15 protein-coding genes and 1 tRNA gene are annotated in these 17,723 nt (G+C 41.2%); 6 read left to right on the forward strand and 10 right to left on the reverse strand.

The window, feature by feature from the left end; all coding sequences use genetic code 11:
• Positions 1-234: 234 nt before the first annotated feature.
• A complete protein-coding gene (locus K8S13_RS00595; RefSeq protein WP_291459660.1) occupies positions 235-756 on the forward strand; it encodes a hypothetical protein in 522 nt (173 codons plus the stop codon).
• 35 nt (positions 757-791) lie between these two features.
• Positions 792-1,022 (forward strand): hypothetical protein, encoded by a 231-nt coding sequence (locus K8S13_RS00600; RefSeq protein ID WP_291459661.1) that lies wholly within the window; start codon positions 792-794, stop codon positions 1,020-1,022.
• Between the two features lie 419 nt (positions 1,023-1,441).
• Here K8S13_RS00600 and K8S13_RS00605 read toward each other — a convergent pair whose 3' ends face one another.
• Positions 1,442-2,683 (reverse strand): IS91 family transposase, encoded by a 1,242-nt coding sequence (locus K8S13_RS00605; protein ID WP_291459662.1) that lies wholly within the window; start codon positions 2,681-2,683, stop codon positions 1,442-1,444.
• On the reverse strand, positions 2,667-3,539 hold the full coding sequence (locus K8S13_RS00610; RefSeq protein WP_291459663.1) for a site-specific integrase: 873 nt from the start codon (positions 3,537-3,539) through the stop codon (positions 2,667-2,669). Before K8S13_RS00610 ends, K8S13_RS00605 begins: the two co-directional genes overlap by 17 nt.
• A 594-nt stretch (positions 3,540-4,133) precedes the next feature.
• Here K8S13_RS00610 and K8S13_RS00615 point away from each other — a divergent pair.
• Entirely contained in the window at positions 4,134-4,748 is a 615-nt protein-coding gene (locus K8S13_RS00615) for a DUF1566 domain-containing protein (protein ID WP_291459664.1), read from the forward strand.
• A 59-nt stretch (positions 4,749-4,807) separates the two neighbouring features.
• The gene (locus K8S13_RS00620) at positions 4,808-5,443 is read left to right on the forward strand and encodes a hypothetical protein (protein WP_291459665.1); all 636 of its coding nucleotides are present in this window, start codon (positions 4,808-4,810) and stop codon (positions 5,441-5,443) included.
• 415 nt (positions 5,444-5,858) lie between these two features.
• On the opposite strand, the gene K8S13_RS00625 is transcribed toward K8S13_RS00620, so the two are convergent.
• The 6 genes from K8S13_RS00625 to K8S13_RS00650 form a co-directional block, all read right to left on the reverse strand.
• A complete protein-coding gene (locus K8S13_RS00625; protein WP_291459666.1) occupies positions 5,859-6,143 on the reverse strand; it encodes an HU family DNA-binding protein in 285 nt (94 codons plus the stop codon).
• 1,701 nt (positions 6,144-7,844) lie between these two features.
• Positions 7,845-8,981, reverse strand: coding sequence for a hybrid-cluster NAD(P)-dependent oxidoreductase (locus K8S13_RS00630; protein WP_291459667.1), 1,137 nt, complete (start codon positions 8,979-8,981; stop codon positions 7,845-7,847).
• A 248-nt stretch (positions 8,982-9,229) separates the two neighbouring features.
• Positions 9,230-10,891, reverse strand: a complete 1,662-nt coding sequence (gene hcp / locus K8S13_RS00635) for a hydroxylamine reductase (RefSeq protein WP_291459668.1) — start codon at positions 10,889-10,891, stop codon at positions 9,230-9,232.
• Positions 10,892-10,958: 67 nt separating this feature from the next.
• Complete coding sequence (locus K8S13_RS00640; RefSeq protein WP_291459669.1) at positions 10,959-12,137, reverse strand: FprA family A-type flavoprotein; 1,179 nt, start codon at positions 12,135-12,137, stop codon at positions 10,959-10,961.
• A gap of 44 nt (positions 12,138-12,181) precedes the next feature.
• Positions 12,182-12,427 (reverse strand): DUF1858 domain-containing protein, encoded by a 246-nt coding sequence (locus K8S13_RS00645; protein ID WP_291459670.1) that lies wholly within the window; start codon positions 12,425-12,427, stop codon positions 12,182-12,184.
• A gap of 204 nt (positions 12,428-12,631) precedes the next feature.
• A complete protein-coding gene (locus tag K8S13_RS00650; RefSeq protein ID WP_291459671.1) occupies positions 12,632-13,330 on the reverse strand; it encodes a Crp/Fnr family transcriptional regulator in 699 nt (232 codons plus the stop codon).
• 482 nt (positions 13,331-13,812) lie between these two features.
• On the opposite strand from K8S13_RS00650, the gene K8S13_RS00655 reads away from it, so the two are divergent.
• Positions 13,813-15,612 carry a hypothetical protein gene (locus K8S13_RS00655; RefSeq protein ID WP_291459672.1) on the forward strand — a complete coding sequence of 600 codons (1,800 nt, stop codon included), beginning with the start codon at positions 13,813-13,815 and terminating at the stop codon, positions 15,610-15,612.
• 33 nt (positions 15,613-15,645) lie between these two features.
• On the opposite strand, the gene K8S13_RS00660 is transcribed toward K8S13_RS00655, so the two are convergent.
• Positions 15,646-16,173 carry a hypothetical protein gene (locus tag K8S13_RS00660; RefSeq protein WP_291459673.1) on the reverse strand — a complete coding sequence of 176 codons (528 nt, stop codon included), beginning with the start codon at positions 16,171-16,173 and terminating at the stop codon, positions 15,646-15,648.
• A 1,036-nt stretch (positions 16,174-17,209) separates the two neighbouring features.
• On the opposite strand from K8S13_RS00660, the gene K8S13_RS00665 reads away from it, so the two are divergent.
• A tRNA-Sec gene (locus tag K8S13_RS00665) sits at positions 17,210-17,307 on the forward strand.
• A 333-nt stretch (positions 17,308-17,640) separates the two neighbouring features.
• On the opposite strand, the gene K8S13_RS25510 is transcribed toward K8S13_RS00665, so the two are convergent.
• A partial coding sequence (locus K8S13_RS25510) for a PEP-CTERM sorting domain-containing protein (RefSeq protein WP_367172501.1) occupies positions 17,641-17,723 on the reverse strand: 83 nt, incomplete at its 5' end.

The raw sequence follows: 17,723 nt of genomic DNA on the forward strand, positions 1-17,723 counted from the left end.
ATATGAGGTTATAATAAATTTTAAGTAGGCAATATGTTTAACATCAAAGCATCATGTTTGGCAAAGATCATGTAAGCTATTGATATAATAAGAAATATTAAGTTTTGTTACGTCAAGTGATGTATAAAGTTTACTCTTGCATTTCAGGACCATGAATGATTATCTCCAAATTAAGTTGACTTTCATATCTGTATTTTTTGAAAAAGAAACTTACCAGATGGCATAAGGATAATTATGCAAGTATATGATTCTTTTGTAATTTCGAATCCATTCGATATTGAGGTTGCACCAAATCAACTTAGTATCAATCGCAATCTTGAGGATATTGATCTCAAAATGAAGCTATACCTCTTTGTTGGGGGAGGGATGTCGGTTTTGGCAGGACTTTGCATACTGTTGCAATTTATTGGGCTACGAAGCATTCCCGTTATATTAGACGGCCCACCTATTGCTTTTGGGATCACATTATTGATCTTTGCGATCCCTATTCTCTATTGTTGGTTTGATCAAATGCGGTTTAGGCATTGTTTTGAATCAATTGATGATCAAGGAAAATTTGAACTTAAAATATTAATGGATAATTCCAGAATAGTTACAAAATATGTGAATTATGTAATGAACCAAGATGAAGATGAGGATAGGAAAATCGCTTGGAGTGAACTTGAGATGTTGAGAACAGCGGCATACCGAGAATCTCTACATCCTGAAGAAAGCCGGGAACTTAGAATTGGGAGTGGGCGGTCGCCCTATTTTTAATATATTTGAAAAAGTTTAGGAGGACAATTCCCCTTATGGAATACATTCTTACATACAGAGACAGACGGAATTATACTGGCTCTGAAACAGATTTAATTATGAAATCAGAACCAATTGCAGATTCAAAAATAAGCATAGAAATCAAAACTGAGGCAAAAAATGTTCTCAAATTAACATTGAGCAAAAGTGAAGCTATAGCAATTGTAAAAAGCCTTTCAGCAACTATTGATGGTAATTGCTCGGCTACAATTATTCCTAATTATTGATAAAACTTGTATTGAATTTCGTTTTGTAAATTTTATGTATAGAATTTTATCTTTCATCTATTGCCAAAGCCGTGATTCTAAGAACCATTTTTCGTATATGAAACAAAAGTACAAATTACCAAATCTTAAAGAGATGAAGGATTAAATTTATTGAACTAAACCTAAAGAAGATTTGTCTCAAAGGCGAGATGCTTCTCTATGGGGATTGTATTGGTTGGATTTGTGATTGCTGAATAATTTTTTTGAAAATAAAAATATTCTTCATGATAAATCACATTTAATCGCCATATTTTAATATTGATGCCTGTTCTTTTAATTATTGTCTTTCTTTTTTGAACGCCATTGTCTACTACAGGCACAGTTATCCATTTGCGTTGATAACGCATAAAGAAAAATACCCGCTCCCAAATACAACCGAATTATGATGTGTCTTTAAGGAAAGTTAAATTCAAACGTTCAAAAAAACCAGGGCCAGTTTGTTCCGGGATTTTAAGTATTTTATTCAGCTTTCCTTTTTTGCAGAAAGGACATGTAGAAATATCCAGACCAGTCAAATCCAACATGAGTTCCTTCACGGATTTATTTGATAAATTATCAGGTATATTGTCCTGCCCCAGAATCTTTCGACATTTTAACAAGTTTCCTTTTTTGCAACGGTTTGCCAGAAATCCACAATGACGAATCCGCATAAACTTTTTAGGTAGAGCATGGAGAAGAAAACGCCGGATAAATTCATTGGCATCAAGAGCCATGGTTTTTTTTGTATCATTATTTTTACGATCTTTATAAGAGAATTTAACTGTGCCGTTTTCCATACCTAAGATCCGGTTGTTTGAGATAGCGACCCTGTGTGTGTATCGCCCCAAATACTCCAGCACCTGTTTAGGACCACCAAATGGCTGTTTTGAATAGACAACCCATCCTTTTGAGAATAATTGCTTTTTCAATTTCCTGAACCCTGCATTAGTTCCGATATCAGCGATCTTGCCGGGAAAAATCAGGTCATTAAGTTGGAATGCCTTTTCCATTAGCTCCATGAATTTACCCCGGAAAACCTTTGATAGAGCTTTAACTGGAAATAAAAATTTCTTTTTAGAATGTATCCATCGCTCACCGTCATTAGATAGATATCCTGCCGGTATCACACAGTGAAGATGAAAATGGTCCCGCAGTTTTTGATCCCAAGTGTGAAGAATTGCAGTAAATCCAATTTTACCACCCTCTTTGTACCTGGTTGGATTCTGGGCAAATTCTTTCAAAGTTGCTGATACTGCCCTAAAGAAGATGTCCAGCATGATTTTTTTATTGCAAAGAATAATCAAATTGAGCTCATGCGGTAGGGTAAATACATTATGAAAATAAGAAACAGGAAGAAGCTCTGCCTGCCTTGCTTCAATCCATCTTGCTTTAGTAAGTGCCTGGCATTTAGGACAATGACGGTTACGGCAGGAATTGTAAGAATTTCGTTCTTTCCCGCAAGAATCACAGACTTCAACATGGCCACCTAATGCTGCCGTTCGGCAAACTACAATAGCATTCATGATTTTGTAATGTTCCAGGGGCATGGAATGTGATTCAATATATGCTTTGCCATATTTACAAAAAATATCAGCCATCTCCGGACTTTTTCCACCACTGGTTGAATCAATTGTCTTTTCCATCTGGAACCTCCACAGTCGCTGAATTATATCTATCAAAAGGGCTTTTGATCTTTTTGATACCATTTTGGGTAAGGCGCAAATAAATCATGGTCGTTGAAATTGAGCTATGCCCCAGAAATGTTTTTATTGAATATAAATCAACTCCGTCCTCAAGAAGGTGGGTTGCAAAGGCATGTCGGAGTGAATGTATCCCTTTGCCTCGTTTAAGACCGGCCTTTTGCTTTGCTTTATTAAATATTTTCCAAGCCATATTTTTGGTTAAGGGCTTGTGGGGATTGCCTGTAGGATAAAATAGATATTCCTTGGGATGATATCGTTTCCAATATACCTTTAAATCCTTTAGCAGCTTGTCGGATAACAAAGTATATCGGTCTTTGTTACCTTTCCCTTGTTCAACCCTGATCAGTTTGCGGCTGGATTCAATATGTTCAGGCTTTAGTGATACCACCTCACTGACACGCAACCCGGCAGAATACGCGGTGGTAAGTATCATTCGATTTCTTAAGCTATCTGTTGCATCAAATAGTTTTATCAACTCTGATCGACTAAATATTGTAGGAAGCTTTCTTGTATGCTTTCTTTTTGGGATTTTGAAATTGATATTTTTCTCTTTCAAAGTGGTTTTATAAAAAAAATTCAATCCTGCTGCCATGCAATTACAGCTTCCCCACTCAAGCTTTCTTTCTTCCTGAAGATAAAGCAAATAACCATGGGCCTCTTCCTCACTGATGAGGTTAGGAGAGCGGTGATAATATTTTGCAAGGTCTTCAACTGCATAAACATAGAGTTTTTGGGTGCCAATGGCGAATCTACGAAGTTTCATGTCATTGATCATTTTTTGTCTTAACGGTGTCATGCTGGTTCTCCTCTTTTATGGATTAATAAAACATAGAGGAGATATCGGAACTTATGGTGTCATGCGAGATTTAAAAGAAAAATTTGACTGGATTAATGTGTTGAAAATAGCTGATAAAGTTGGGAGGGATGGGAGCCACCGCGCAGCGGTTTAGTTCAATACATTATCAAGTTGAATGGTTTTCTGTAGCTGCGATTAACGAATATAATATATCAAAAACATTTTAGCAGATTTTGACGATCACTTTCTGAAAATTTGGACAAATTCCGATTACTCTCCAAATAAAATGAATGGAAAACCAGAAAGTTTTAATTGTCTCACCACAGCATATAGATTTAGGCCATATCTGGAAAAAGATAGCTTTATGAATACAAGTAGTGAACTTTTATTCTGAATAATTCCAACAAGTTCTTGACTCTTTTAAAAGAAATTTGTACATAATTTATATTCTTGCTGTCCTAATACTGTTTATATCCGCTGCTCATTCTCAATCAGGGAAAAAGACCAAATAGTTTTTGAAAATTTAAACATATAGATAGTGCACAAAGGAGGTAGGAACAAATGAGACAACGAAGAAAACCTATGTTGGTATTGGTGACTGTGGCTGTGTTTATAACCATGGCGACGTTTTTACCAAGTCTTATTGAAGCCGGTAGTTTGGAACCGACAGATTCTCCCGGACCGACAATGAAAACATTGAATGAAATCCCGCCCACATGGAGTCAGAAGTTGGATTCTACGAATGGCAGTACAACGCTTGGTAGGGCGGGTTGTGGATCCAGCCGATTTGAATGTATATGGTATGAAGGATCTCCGATTTCAATCCCACAGGCAGTATTAGACAAAGAGACGGGGCTTGTGTGGGAACGTTCACCCTCTTCAGATGGGTTGGAGTGGAATTCCGCCTGCGTTACATGTATAGTTAAAAAAGTTGGTGGACGTTTCGGGTGGCGCCTTCCTAACATTCAGGAGTTATTTTCTTTGTTTGATGACACCACAGACGACCATCTTCCTGAAGGTCATCCCTTCATAAATATCTCACTTGGTTTCTGGTCGTCAAGCACGATAGATAGCGAAGATGTTGGTCAAGCTCTTGCTCTGGGTTTCAATAGCTCTGGCAGTCCTTTTGCAATTCTCCCTAAATATTATGATAACATTGGCAGTTGGTGTGTTCGAGGCGGAAACGGATATGATAACTTGAAACCTTAGTTTTAGATGGTATCCGATAAGCAAATCGTAGTATTTGCAATCCACAACGGGAGAAAAGTATGAAGCGTATACTATTCAAAACGTTTTTTTATGCGACTATCGTTGGCTTTATTTCTATGTTTCATTTATACGCAACGGCAGAAAATATAGACCCTTCTGCCCTCGATTCCCAGTACGCCTATGGAGAAAACGTGGGCTGGTTCAACGCCGAACCCTTAGGTAATGGTGGACCAGGAACAGAGGTAGAAGATACTAAACTGACAGGTTACATCTGGGCAGAAAACATTGGATGGGTGAGCCTTTCCTGTGAAAACACCAATAGCTGCCTTGATGGAATTACTTACGGCATCGATAACGACGGAGAAGGCAACCTCTCTGGCTATGCCTGGGGTGAAAATGTTGGATGGATCAACTTTGCTCCTACAGGCGGTGGTGTTGCGATAGAAACAGCTACGGGTGAATTTAGCGGCACAGCCTGGGGAGAGAATATCGGCTGGATTTCTTTCCGTGGTGAAAATTCAATCCCTTTCAGAATGATGACTTCCTGGAAATCAGTTGTCAATAACTGTGCATTTGACTCTGACGATGACGGCGATGTGGATGGGTCAGACCTTGCTCACTTTGTCAAAAAGTTTGAGTTAGAATCTTTGATCAAATATGCTTTTGAGTTTGGAAGGGCTGATTGCTTCGATTAGAATTATTGAAGTACTGCATCTTGTTTTGCAATCCATCCGGACTATAGTTGTGATTTCTACAATTCATCTTGATCCGACCCTGATCAAACATCTCAGTCATACACTGAAACCCACCCCACTTTGAAAATGTTGTGATGGACAGTTTGAAATCTATAAAAGACTGTTTGGTTGATGTTGCAAGGTCATCTATGATTCCTTGACAGGACACTTGATACCCCCAAGAAGCCAATATTTCAAATAGAAATGAAATTTGTTAAAATTGCTGGAACACAATATACAGCATCTGGATCAAATCCGATGAAATTCAATTTAGTAATATAACTATTTGAATTTGGCACTCCCCACCGATATTAGCAATTTTTGAAATATCTCCTTCAAAACTTTTTTCATATACTCTACACGAATTTGATTTCAATTAATTTGCAGGATAATCAACTCTTTCCTTAAGATCTTTGCCACATTTAAAAAAAGGTAATTTTTTGGCGGAGATTTGAACTCTTTCACCGGTTTTAGGATTTCTTCCGGTGTAAGGTTTGTAATTTTTAATATAGAAGGAGCACAACCCTCGGATTTCAATTCGTTCACCATCGACAAATGCTTTGTTCATTTCATTAAAAAAGATTTCAACAACCTCGGAAGATTCCTGTCTGGTTAAGTGACATTTCTTTTGAAGTTTCTGAGTCAGTTCATGCTTAGTCAATATTTCTTCCCTCATACATAATAAAATTTAACTCAAGAAATAAAATTTACCGGTTTGCGCAAGTTATTTCAAGGATAAATGTCTTAATTCAAAACAGTAGTTCAAAAAAAATGAAAGGTCCGAGTATCATACCCACTCTCCAAGTAAAGAAATTAATCTGTGATATCAGTGGAAACAACCTAAAACAAAGCATATACGTGACATTGTTAAAACTTCTTAGGAGTTTGATGCAAAAAATATCTGCCAATCTAAAATGAAGTAGTCTTAGTTTTGCAAAAAAAACAGACCAAATAAATAGCCCTGGCATTATGTATCGTTATCCTTGAATAAACACTATAGTAGGCCGTTTCTAATGTTTTTTGTCAATGAAAAATTGGCTTTCTTTAACCCAAATCTAACCGCCGACCCGGAGGAGACCCGGGGCTTCAAAAAAATGGAGAAAATAAGTTCAAAAATATTCTGTTTTTTTCTGTCTTTTTGCAAATAGAAAACTGCAAAAAAGCTTGACAAGAAAGGGTCTTCGGGTGTATTATTTTTTCTCTATTTTGATGCGGAAGTGCACGGCTCACTGGTGGGGCCCTCGGACTTCAAATCGAGATAAAGCCCCTTCAAGAGAATCGCTCAAAACTCAACAATATCAAGCGTTTCAGCCAATTTTTGTTATTTTTTCAATTTTAACTATTTTCTTCCGAAATCTTCTTACACCGCATGGTTATGCGGGTTTTCAGCTATTTCCTGAAAGAGCAAGTTAAGACTCCATTCAAGACCCTTGCCAGGCTTGCGCTGGGGCTACACTGGCGCCCCCCAAAGACCCGCCATTGACCCGACAGTCTGTTTCACTCTCATTTTTTTATCTTCATGAAAATTTGTTGTGGTTCAAAGTTTATTGCAAAAAACAGCCAGAAGTTATTTCAGAAGTTCAATTTTTCTGGTCATTTTGTTTTCAGTTTGATAATAATTTTTGCATCAACAGTTGTCCTATAAACCAACGCTCCGGTCTGTAGCAAATCAATCAACTTCTTGAATGAAAATGGCATAGAAATAATAGCCTGATTTTTACAAGGCCATGGTGTCCATAAAGGCCAGCATAAATCATGATGCCCTGTGATTTATATTAGTTGAGCATGACCATAATCTCCGGGAAGTCCATCATAAATACAACCAAATTCTTATTTTAATAATCATGATCAACTGCTATATTTTTAACTGCAATCATAGCACTATTATATAGATATAGAAGTCAACACCCGTTCGACAAAGGGCATTAGCGACTGTAGATAGACAATATAATCGCCCTCGGCATCTGAATTTATAGTTTAAAAAAAGAAATTTTTTCTGTCCAGAATGCTCAAGCATTATATCAAGTATTATTAAAAATCATAGGTCCTGAAATGGCTAAGGGTCGGATGATTATTCTAAATCCGCTATTGCTCTACATCATTTTCTACTTTTCTTGATAAAAAGCGTCTTCCTATCCTTTATATCGTCTGATTTGATTGTAATCGCAATCATCTCATCCCGCCCAAACTGATCCCTGAAGTTGTAATAATCAAGTAAGACAGGACCATCTTCTGAAGCGAAGCTCAAACCAGTCTCTGTAATTCTTCATGCAGGTTCTCCGGTTATCAGGTTCAGGGTTCCCACGCTGGGGCGTGGGAACGAAAAAACAAAAATCCAGTTTATCCTGTCATAATTAGATGCCTAAACATCCAATGTACAGTCTGTAAGAGGCGTTGCCACACAGGTGAGGATATAGCCGTCGTCTTTTTCCTCCGGCTCAAGACCCTCTTCATCTTCCATATCCACATCCCCCTTAAGGAGACGGGCTTTACAAAGTCCGCAACTACCCGATCGGCAGCCATAATCCATGTCAATATCCTGCTCCTCGGCAATATCCAGCAAAGGCGTTTTTCCATCAGTGGAGACTTCCTTGCCCGAGCGGGCAAATTCCACTGTTAATGAAGCGGTTGATTCTTTTTCTTCCTGCAGTGTCGGGGCAGGGCTCGTCTCGGCTGTTCCTGCAACCGGGGCGGATTTTTCTTCTGTAGAGGTCCGTATGCCGCTAAAACTTTCCGTATGAAGGTTGGATAGATTAAACGGCTGTCCCAAAATCGGTTCGGCCAGAATTTTTTTGGCGGCTTCCATAAAGCCGGGGGGGCCGCACATGTAGATATGACGCTCATGGATGTCAGGCGCAACCATCTCAAGCATTTCCCGGCTAATACGTCCGGTTAAACCGGTCCAGGCCATACCGGACCCCCTGGTGCTGGTGATGATAACCGGTTCGAACATTTTATATCGGGAAGTAAGAAATTCAATTCCATTGCGAAAGATGATGTCGTCCGGCGTGCGAGCCGAGTTAAAAAAATGGATATCTACATTTGCAGACACATCGCACAACCATTGGGTCATCGACATAAGGGGTGTGACTCCACTTCCCGCCGCGATAAAAAGAATTTTTGGCGGGATTTTACCCGGCATAAAGCAAAACTTTCCTTTCGGACCGGCAATTTCCATTTTGTCACCGATTTTCAGGTTATCCGGCAACCAGTTTGAAACCAACCCCCCAGGCACACGCTTGACAGTGATCTCCAGCACAAACGGCCGTGAGGGCGTTGAGGAAATTGTATAGGAACGGCGCACTTTCCTGCCGTTTATGTCAAGCACAAGGGTGCAGAACTGTCCTGGCCAGTAGACAAACCGGCACAAGGGATTTCCCTGAAGGCGGAAGGTATAAACATCATGCGTCTCCTGTATTATATCAGTGACGTAGAGAGGGGTGTTCAGCCCCTGCCATATGGGAAGATCCTCTTTGGTATCGATTAAAGTTGTATCCATATGTGATCAATCTCCTCCCTTCAGCTCGTTGGCGTAAAAACAGACGATGGGTAGTTCGCTGCCGGGAAAGTATTGTTCCCATGCTTCCATAAAGCGTTCCTTGATTTTGATACTCATAATAGTTTCCTGTAAACAATGAATTTTGTATGTTTTGCCTCCATACAATTATATTTATCTATTATAGGTGGTATATGGAAAAATTTCCACATACCACCTATACACGCTGTAAAATTTTTCACATAATTGTACTATTTTCCGGCCATCATCGCCTCGATATCCTCCGCAACCGAACCGATTGGTTTGATATCAAAATTTTCCACCAGGACATTGAGGACGGTTGGGGATACAAACGCCGGAAGGGTCGGCCCGAGGCGGATTCTCTTGACACCCAGGTAAAGCAGCGCAAGAAGGACCGCGACCGCTTTCTGTTCATACCAGGCGATATCATAGGAGATGGGGAGATCATTGATGTTATCCAGCTCAAAGACCTCTTTCAGCTTTAATGCGATAACGGCAAGGGAATAGCAATCGTTGCATTGACCCGCATCAAGGACCCTCGGTATACCGCCGATATCACCGAGATCGAGTTTATTGTAACGGTATTTTGCACATCCGGCCGTTAGAATGATGGTGTCTTTCGGCAGATTTTCCGCCACTTCCGTATAGTAACTGCGGCCTTTCTGGCGGCCGTCGCAGCCGGCCATGACAATGAAACGTTTTATGGCACCGGATTTCACTGCATCCACGACCTTGTCTGCCAGGGCCAGGACCTGGTTGTGGGCAAAACCGCCCATAATGGTGCCGGTCTCGATTCCTTCGGGCGGAGCACAGGTTTTGGCTTTTTCAATCAGGGCTGAAAAATCCTTAGCACCGTTTTCGGGACGGTCAGCGATGTGTACGGAATTTTCATAACCAACCACGCCGGTGGTAAAGAGCCGGTCCAGGTAGGTATTGCTTTTTTTCAGGGGAACCAGGCAATTGGTGGTGAGCAAAATCGGGCCGTTAAAGGATTCAAATTCCTTGTTCTGGTGCCACCAGGAGCCGCCGTAGTTGCCTATAAAATGATCGTATTTTTTAAAGGCCGGGTAGCAGTTGGCTGGCAGCATCTCGCCGTGGGTGTAGACATCCACGCCTGTGCCGTCGGTCTGCTTGAGCAGTTCTTCCATGTCCTTTAAATCATGGCCGGTGATCAGGATCCCCGGGTTCTTGCCCACGCCGATGTTTACTTCGGTGATTTCCGGGTTGCCGTAGGCCGTGGTATTGGCCTGGTCCAGAAGGGCCATGGTGTTGACCGAGGTTTCTCCTGCTTTCATGACCATGGCAATCATCTCATCCACACTCAGGTCTTTGGTGGTGGAGGCCAGGGCTTCCATGATAAAGTCGTTGATGTCATCCTTCTGGCATCCCAGGACAGCGGCGTGGTCGGCATAGGCAGCAACCCCTTTCAGGCCGATGATCAGCAGTTCACGCAAGGATCGTACATCTTCGTTTTTTGTGGCCAGCACACCCACCGTCTTGGCTTTTTCGGCAAAATCGGATGAATCGCCAGTCCAGGTAGCGGATTCGGGCAGTGCTTCATCAAAATCTTTACCATTTTTCTCCTTGTAGGCCGCCATAAATTTTGACTGGACCTGGTCCCGCCGCTGGAGGCCTTGGGTGACCATGTCGGTAAACCGGGCATCATCCCAATTGGCGTTGGTAATGGTGGCAAACAGGCCCTGAGCAATGAAATCATCATTTGAACGATCGGCTGATCCCAGTTCCTTGAGCTTCTCACCGTATACTGAGATTCCCCTGAGTACGAAAATCAACAAGTCCTGAAGGTTGGCGGTTTCTTCGGGCTTACCGCAAACACCTTTTACTGTGCAGCCAGTGTTCTTGGCTGTTTCCTGACATTGAAAACAAAACATGATACTTCTCCTTTTTTTAATTTATATGAAAGTCTTTACAGACCCAATGGGGATGTTACGCTTGTTGTTATTTATAACCGTCTTTTTTATGCTTTTCTGCAATCAGGGCCGCCAGATCATTCAACGATTGAAATACAGTATCCGTTGGCACGCCTTTACACAGGACAGGGTCAAGGACCTCTACCTTGAGATTTGGAATCATTCCTGCAAGGGATTCCACGATTTTGCCGCCCCATCCAAAGGAGCCGATAATGGAAAGAAATTTTGTATTGGGCCGCAGGGCATTTGCCAAAAACGCAGCATAGGCTGCATATGGATGGGGCCCTGTCAGGACTGTGGGTGTGGCAACAACGATTGTTGCCGCATCAACCAACGCCATGGCCAATTTTCCAATATCGGTTACAGCCAGGTTAAACGGTTCAACCTGGACCCCCTTAGCCACCAGGGCGGCGATGAAATGATCGACCATCTGCTGTGTACTTCCATGCATGGATATATGGGGCAAAACAACCTTATTTACAGGTGCTCCCAATGTCCATTCTCGATAGGCATCAATGATAAACTCCGGGCGTGGAAATAGTTGCCCATGGCCGGGCGCGATCATATCTATTTCATAAGATGCAAGTTTATCCAGATTCTTTTTGATTATGCTTCTGAACGGCATCATAATTTCAGCGAAATAGCGCTTGGCCGCTTCATAAACACGCCCTTCATCAATAACGAAAAGATCAGCAGTGGCAATATGGGAACCGAAAAAATCACAGCTGAACAGGATCTTGTCTTCTTCCAGATAGGTGACCATGGTTTCAGGCCAGTGCACCCAGGGTGTGTAAATAAACTTCAACGTTTTATCACCTAAGGAAAGGGTCTCCCCATCTGCAACGGTTATAAAACATTCCTCTGGTATTTTTAAAAGATCGATCAGCATTCCCTTGGCTTTGGGGGTGGAAATGAGCTTTGCCTCCGGGTATTTTTCAAGAACCTGCAGGATGGTCCCTGAATGGTCTTGTTCAGCATGATGGGATACGATATAATCGATTTTCGGGATGCCCGCAAGCTGGGCCATGAATTCTTTGGCCATGGGGGGATCAACTGTGTCCAGCAGAACGGTCTTCTCGCTTCCTTTGATGAGATAGGCATTGTAGCTGGTCCCGTCTGGAAGGGGGATGAGTGAGTCAAATAATCGACTGTCCCAATCCACTGATCCCATCCAGTAAATATTTTCTTTAATTTTTCGTGCCTTCATGTCTAACCTCCTTTGTGTTGGTGTTATTCAATACACTGATTTTATTAAATTCTGCCATTTTGATTTTTTGGAACATCTCTCTGATCATCATTTTGAATTATTTTATGAATATGCTGAATCAATGCATCCAGATCATACCCATATTCCTTTGCAGTATCTTCCAATGTATGGAAGGCTTCCGCCGGGCACCCGGGACACAATAAGCCAAGGTCCATAAACACTTTAAGAAGTTGTGGATACTGGTCCAGAAGCTCTTTGATTGTATGATTCTGTAATACATATGGATTCAAAATTATTTTCCTTTTCATTGCTAGTTTTGCAGATGGGAACCATTCAGCCGACAAGTTCACCAAATCAGGGTTGTTGATGTCATTGGAAGCAAGAATAGACGTTTTTTTTATCGGTGTCTTTGCGCTGGAGCAAACAAGAATTTTTTTTATTATGAGATTAAAGAAATGAAAAAATCAATATGTCAGAATCTAACAAGGGATGGTTCATCCATTTTCAGCAAATTGGACCAGAGCATGGGGATTGGTGATGACGATCTGCTCACGGCCAGATTTGATCCAGTCCTTTTTTTCCCAGGCGCTAAGTGTGCGGCTTACTGTATATAAAGTGGTTCCTGAATAGTCAGCAATGTTCTGGCGGCTAAGGGGGATGTCTATCTGAATCCCGGATCGTGTCTTCGAACCTGCCTGCCGCATGATCCGAAGTAAGGAGCGAGCGATACGTTGATCCACATGTTCAGTACAGACCTCAAGGTAGCGGTTCTGCAAATCATCGATACGTTCTAAAATGATGTTCAACAGGTTGATCGCGATATCTGGATATTGGTGCATTATTTGTATCATAGCTGGTTTATCCCAGACTGTGACATCAGTCTCTTCTACGGATTCAGCTGTGGCTGGATAGTTCCAATTTTTGAGGACAGCGACAGCGGCGGTCAATTCACCGGCCCCGATATAGCGTAAAATTATCTCCTTTCCCTGTTCGTTAAGTTTTGTCAATTTTAACCGTCCTTGATTAACAAGGATAAAATTTATAGCCACATCACCTTGATGAAAAAGGATACTTTTGGGTTGTAAGGTTATATTACGGCCTTTTTTTAACAAATCTGCAAACTGTTGGCTTGTAAGGTCTTTGAAAATATCTGATTTATGTATGCTTTCAAATATATTTGGAAAAGTATTCATTCGTTATCTATACTCCCTCAACGTCATTACTAATTTAAATAACCAATCAAATTTACGATATATCAAAAGACATTATTAAGCAAAGGTATCACATTTTAACCTGATTTATTCCTGAGTATATATGGTATTTATGTAGCCAGTATTTTTCTGTTGCGAGTTTACCCCGCCTTATCCCGCAGACCCCGCCCCTTTTTTTTAAACAATACCCCGCCAACCTTTCGCATAGGCCGATCTCTTTGTATTCAATCCTGTCTCGCTTTTTTTCATATTAAGGATGATCTTGACAAATAGGCCATTTTTTTTTAATTAGTGATGAAGTTGATGCTATAAATTGGGTATTTCTTTGTAAATATTTCTCAGCGCTCATATTATAGTTCAATAGATGACCAATCAATTGGGAGGTCAAGTTAGATTTGTTTTGCATCGCATCGAAACTATTTTGCCTACAATCCAACCATTAATGTAATGTAGAGGAGTCCATTATGAAGCCTTGGAGACAAACAAACAAACTTAAATTTTTCATGGTTTTTACACTGGCAGCAGCCTTTTTTTTTGGTGGCACAATTGTACAAACCCAGGCAGACCAAGATACTATAAAACAGATCGAACGAAAAATTTCAAAAATTAAACGGGACATCGTTACATCACCGAACCGGGCGGAAAAAGACTGGCTTCAGACCAATTACGAACTGACAAAACTTGAACAGACCTCTCCTGGTGATGGCAAATTGGCCGCGCTTCGAAAAAAATTAGATCAGCTGGGTCAAAAATTGGAAAAGCGATTGAAAAGGCCAATAGGCGGGAGTGCGCCAGCCGCTCCCCAAAAAAAAGTTGTGTCCAAAGAATCGGGCTCGTCCGGCCTGCCCAGCTCAGTCGTATCAGGGTTGAAAAGGGTGAATTCTTCACTGGATGAAGTAGAAAAGGCGTTGGGGAAAAATCGATTGCAGACAGCAAAGACAAAGCTGAAAACTGCTCAAAAGGCAATGGATGAAGTCAAGAGCCGATACGGCAAAAAGATTCCAGCCGGAAACCCGGAAATGAAAACAGCCGAGGATCGCCTGGCAGCGGTTAGCCAACAGGTGGAACAGGCAAAATCATCTGCGGATGCAGCCTCAGCTGCCAAGGGGGCTCAGGAAGAACACAAAAAAACCCAGTCCAAGGAATGGATCGACAAATTTTCAGAATTCCAGGACCCTAAGAGCAGTTCATATCTTCTTATAGGTTCGTCATTCAACAATGCCTCCGAAGACGTACAGAAAAGATGCCGCCAGGCCTATGACAGGGCCAACAAGCTCATGGCAGAATATAAAAACACGGAATTTCTATACGGCAAGACCCAGGAACTCAAGTTCATGGAGCCGGGTCTTATGGATAAACTCAAATATTACAATCAAGGAGAGTCGAAGGCTGAACAGGCAACGGCCTGCGATCCATGGGTTGAGAAGCTTCGTCAATATGCGGACGTGGGTGCCGGCAATAAGAAATACCTGGTTGTAGGAGTCACGGTTTCCGAAGACCAGATCAAGGAACGGGAGGCACTTTTTCAGGAAGCTAAAGGGGTATGGACTGAATATCAAAAAATAGAATTCCCATTAGGTAAAACGCCCAGACTCCTTGGGCTTGAGAAGGAGATGCAGGATAAATTATCCAGGATGCCCGAGGAGTTAAGAAAGAGCCGTGCTTTGGTGGCAGGAGATCTGGAAGGAGAATTTGACCGTATTTTAGCTTACCTGAATAAAGACAATGGATGGAAGAGTGACAAGTCTAAAAAGCCGAACCTTGCAATGGAACGGGATATCAAATCCTTGGACCAGGCCTTGCAACGGTTTGCAGGCACGGTTGATTCTGATGATTCTAAACTAGCGACCCTCAGAAAAAAACTAAGCTTAATCAAGGAAACCGATAAAAAAAACAGGGCTGTCGGGGCGGAACGCACCTTTATGGAACCTGACCGGTATCAGGGTAAAGAGGCTTCTGACTTAAAAGCGAAGATTAAAGATATTGTCATAAAAAAATCTTCCAAAGTTCTTCGTGTCACGCTGGGTGCTGTTGACTGGAAAGAAGAAAGGGTACTGGAGTGGACCGATACAACCAAATCAGTTGTAAGATATCGGATCACCAGATCTATGGCTGCCCAGGCAGCAGCAAAGTCAAAAGACGGCAAGGTCTATCTTCATGGGGTGCATTTGGCAAAGGACCGGCAAAGCGATGGTACCTTCGGGGCGTTGTACGGACATATCATGTGGTCGGACTGGATGGTTGAGAAAAATCTCAATCAGTAGAGCCTTTTGCAGAAAAACCAATACATTATCTTTTTAGGCTAAATGGTTTATTAACGATTTAACCTTACGGTCATGGTCCATGTTCCAATTGTCTAAAAGATAATACAATTTATTTTGGATGATTGTGAATGCATCTTCTGTCTTACCAAGCTGTAGAAGCACCCGGACCTTACCCCACAAAAAACATATTTGACCACGCTGATCATTTTTTATGCAGATATCATAAAGATTTAAAGCTTTACTTAGGTTTCCTTCCGACTCATAGAACTTGCCGAGATATAGATTAAAATCATCAAAATCATAATTATCATACTTAACTTCCTCTATTGCATCTATGAAGATTTCAAACAGGCGTTTAATCTTTGCTTCCCTGATTTCAAACTTCTCTGGATCACAATTATCATTATTTTCTGATGATCGTAATTGAAATAAATTTTCGATATCCTCCCTGCCATTTTCTATATCCCCCCATTCATTTTCGATATCCTCCCAACCATATGAATCCTCAATAATCTTGGCAGAAAGTAAAATTTCATCGGTAACCAAAATTTTCTCTAACATAATACTCTCCTTATAATATGGAATTTAAGTGCATATAGGGCAAGCAATCCTTTGTAATTCAAAAACAGTAAGAATACTCTGACCCCTAATGATATGTTCCAAGTTGCCCTAGTAAACAAAGGAACATGCATTAAATTCTTCCATATGAACATTGTGGTTTACTTGCCCGGACATCCCGGACTCCCTGGACGTAGCCAACAATGGTAAGGGTTTGAGGCCTATTGTTTTCTGGGCATCAGACGGACTCTATGGACATTATCTGTAACAATAGCCCATGAAACAAATTGGACGAATACAATGAGGTTTCCATTATCAAGCCTAATAGTTGCACCCATCGTTGCCTCTTTCCCTAAATATTCTTAAGCTCACGGAATGACCATAGAGGCCCGGGATGCTCTCAAATTTTCTTTCTCAGAATGCCATATAAACATTAGGAGCGACCGGGGAGTCCGGGATGTCCGGGGACTTTTTTATTTTTAACAGACTGGAAATAAACCATTTCAAAAAAATCTTGTTTCAATTAATCAGGATCTTTTTCTATAATTGGGTGTGTCACTCTTGCCGGGCCCTATTAATCTGAGGAGGTACATTCTCATTCGGCTTTCTATCGACCCCAACTGCGATGTGGATAGTGAACAATGACAAGAGTTTGAGACTTATTACTTTTTTGGAGCCATAAGGGCTCTATGGACATTGTCTGCAACGACAAGGATGCGGCGTATTACCTAATCAGAGGGTGATGAATATTATGAATTTTAATCATCTGGGCCTAAGTAAATTACTCCGATAGCACGGCCAGTATTTACAGCACATTTGTATCTGTCAAAATTCAAATTCATACGAAAAAACCCCGAAATATGGCTTGCGCAAGCATAATTAGCCGAAAGACCCGCCATTGACCCGACGCCCGCAAAATGAACATGAAAATTTGGCGGAAAATATCCTGGTATTTTCTGTCTTTTTGTAAATGAGAAACTGCAAAAAAGCTTGACAAACAAGGGTCTTCGGGTGTAGTATTTTTTGTCTATTTTGATGCGGAAGTGCGCGGCTCACTGGTGGGGCCCTCGGACTTCAAATCCGATGTGGGGCGCTAGAACCGTCCCGGGTGGGTTCGATTCCCATGCACTTCCGCCATTTATATCAATAAAATTAATAAATTATACCCATAATATTAGTGAGCAGTCGTGCGCAATAATGCGCAAGACATTCTATTTGGTAGATTAATTTTATTATATTGGTACCTTTAAAAAGTTGAACGAAAAATAAAAAAGGCCGAGCCATTTCTGACCCTGCCCATTTTCTTTTGAATAATAACTATCTTAGTTTACAGCGTCTATCGAGACCAGATCTTCTGTCCGTACCGGATCTTCTTTCAGGGGAAAATTCGGTATATGAGAATATCCGTCTGTCATTTCCTAAACGCCTACCATCATTATCCAGTAATACAGCGGTTGCCTTCATGTGACCTTATTTGAGTTTCTTTCTGCTGACACCTGCAATCCCTAAAATACCAAGGCCGAAGAGAAGCATTGTGGCTGGTTCGGGAACTG

This window comes from Desulfobacula sp., from assembly GCF_021107415.1.

Coding starts and splice junctions, on each gene's coding strand:
- K8S13_RS00595 (WP_291459660.1), top strand. CDS start 235: ATGCAAGTATATGATTCTTTTGTAATTTCGAATCCATTCGATATTGAG.
- K8S13_RS00600 (WP_291459661.1), top strand. CDS start 792: ATGGAATACATTCTTACATACAGAGACAGACGGAATTATACTGGCTCT.
- K8S13_RS00605 (WP_291459662.1), bottom strand. CDS start 2,683: ATGGAAAAGACAATTGATTCAACCAGTGGTGGAAAAAGTCCGGAGATG.
- K8S13_RS00610 (WP_291459663.1), bottom strand. CDS start 3,539: ATGACACCGTTAAGACAAAAAATGATCAATGACATGAAACTTCGTAGA.
- K8S13_RS00620 (WP_291459665.1), top strand. CDS start 4,808: ATGAAGCGTATACTATTCAAAACGTTTTTTTATGCGACTATCGTTGGC.
- K8S13_RS00630 (WP_291459667.1), bottom strand. CDS start 8,981: ATGGATACAACTTTAATCGATACCAAAGAGGATCTTCCCATATGGCAG.
- hcp (WP_291459668.1), bottom strand. CDS start 10,891: ATGTTTTGTTTTCAATGTCAGGAAACAGCCAAGAACACTGGCTGCACA.
- K8S13_RS00640 (WP_291459669.1), bottom strand. CDS start 12,137: ATGAAGGCACGAAAAATTAAAGAAAATATTTACTGGATGGGATCAGTG.
- K8S13_RS00650 (WP_291459671.1), bottom strand. CDS start 13,330: ATGAATACTTTTCCAAATATATTTGAAAGCATACATAAATCAGATATT.
- K8S13_RS00655 (WP_291459672.1), top strand. CDS start 13,813: ATGAAGCCTTGGAGACAAACAAACAAACTTAAATTTTTCATGGTTTTT.
- K8S13_RS00660 (WP_291459673.1), bottom strand. CDS start 16,173: ATGTTAGAGAAAATTTTGGTTACCGATGAAATTTTACTTTCTGCCAAG.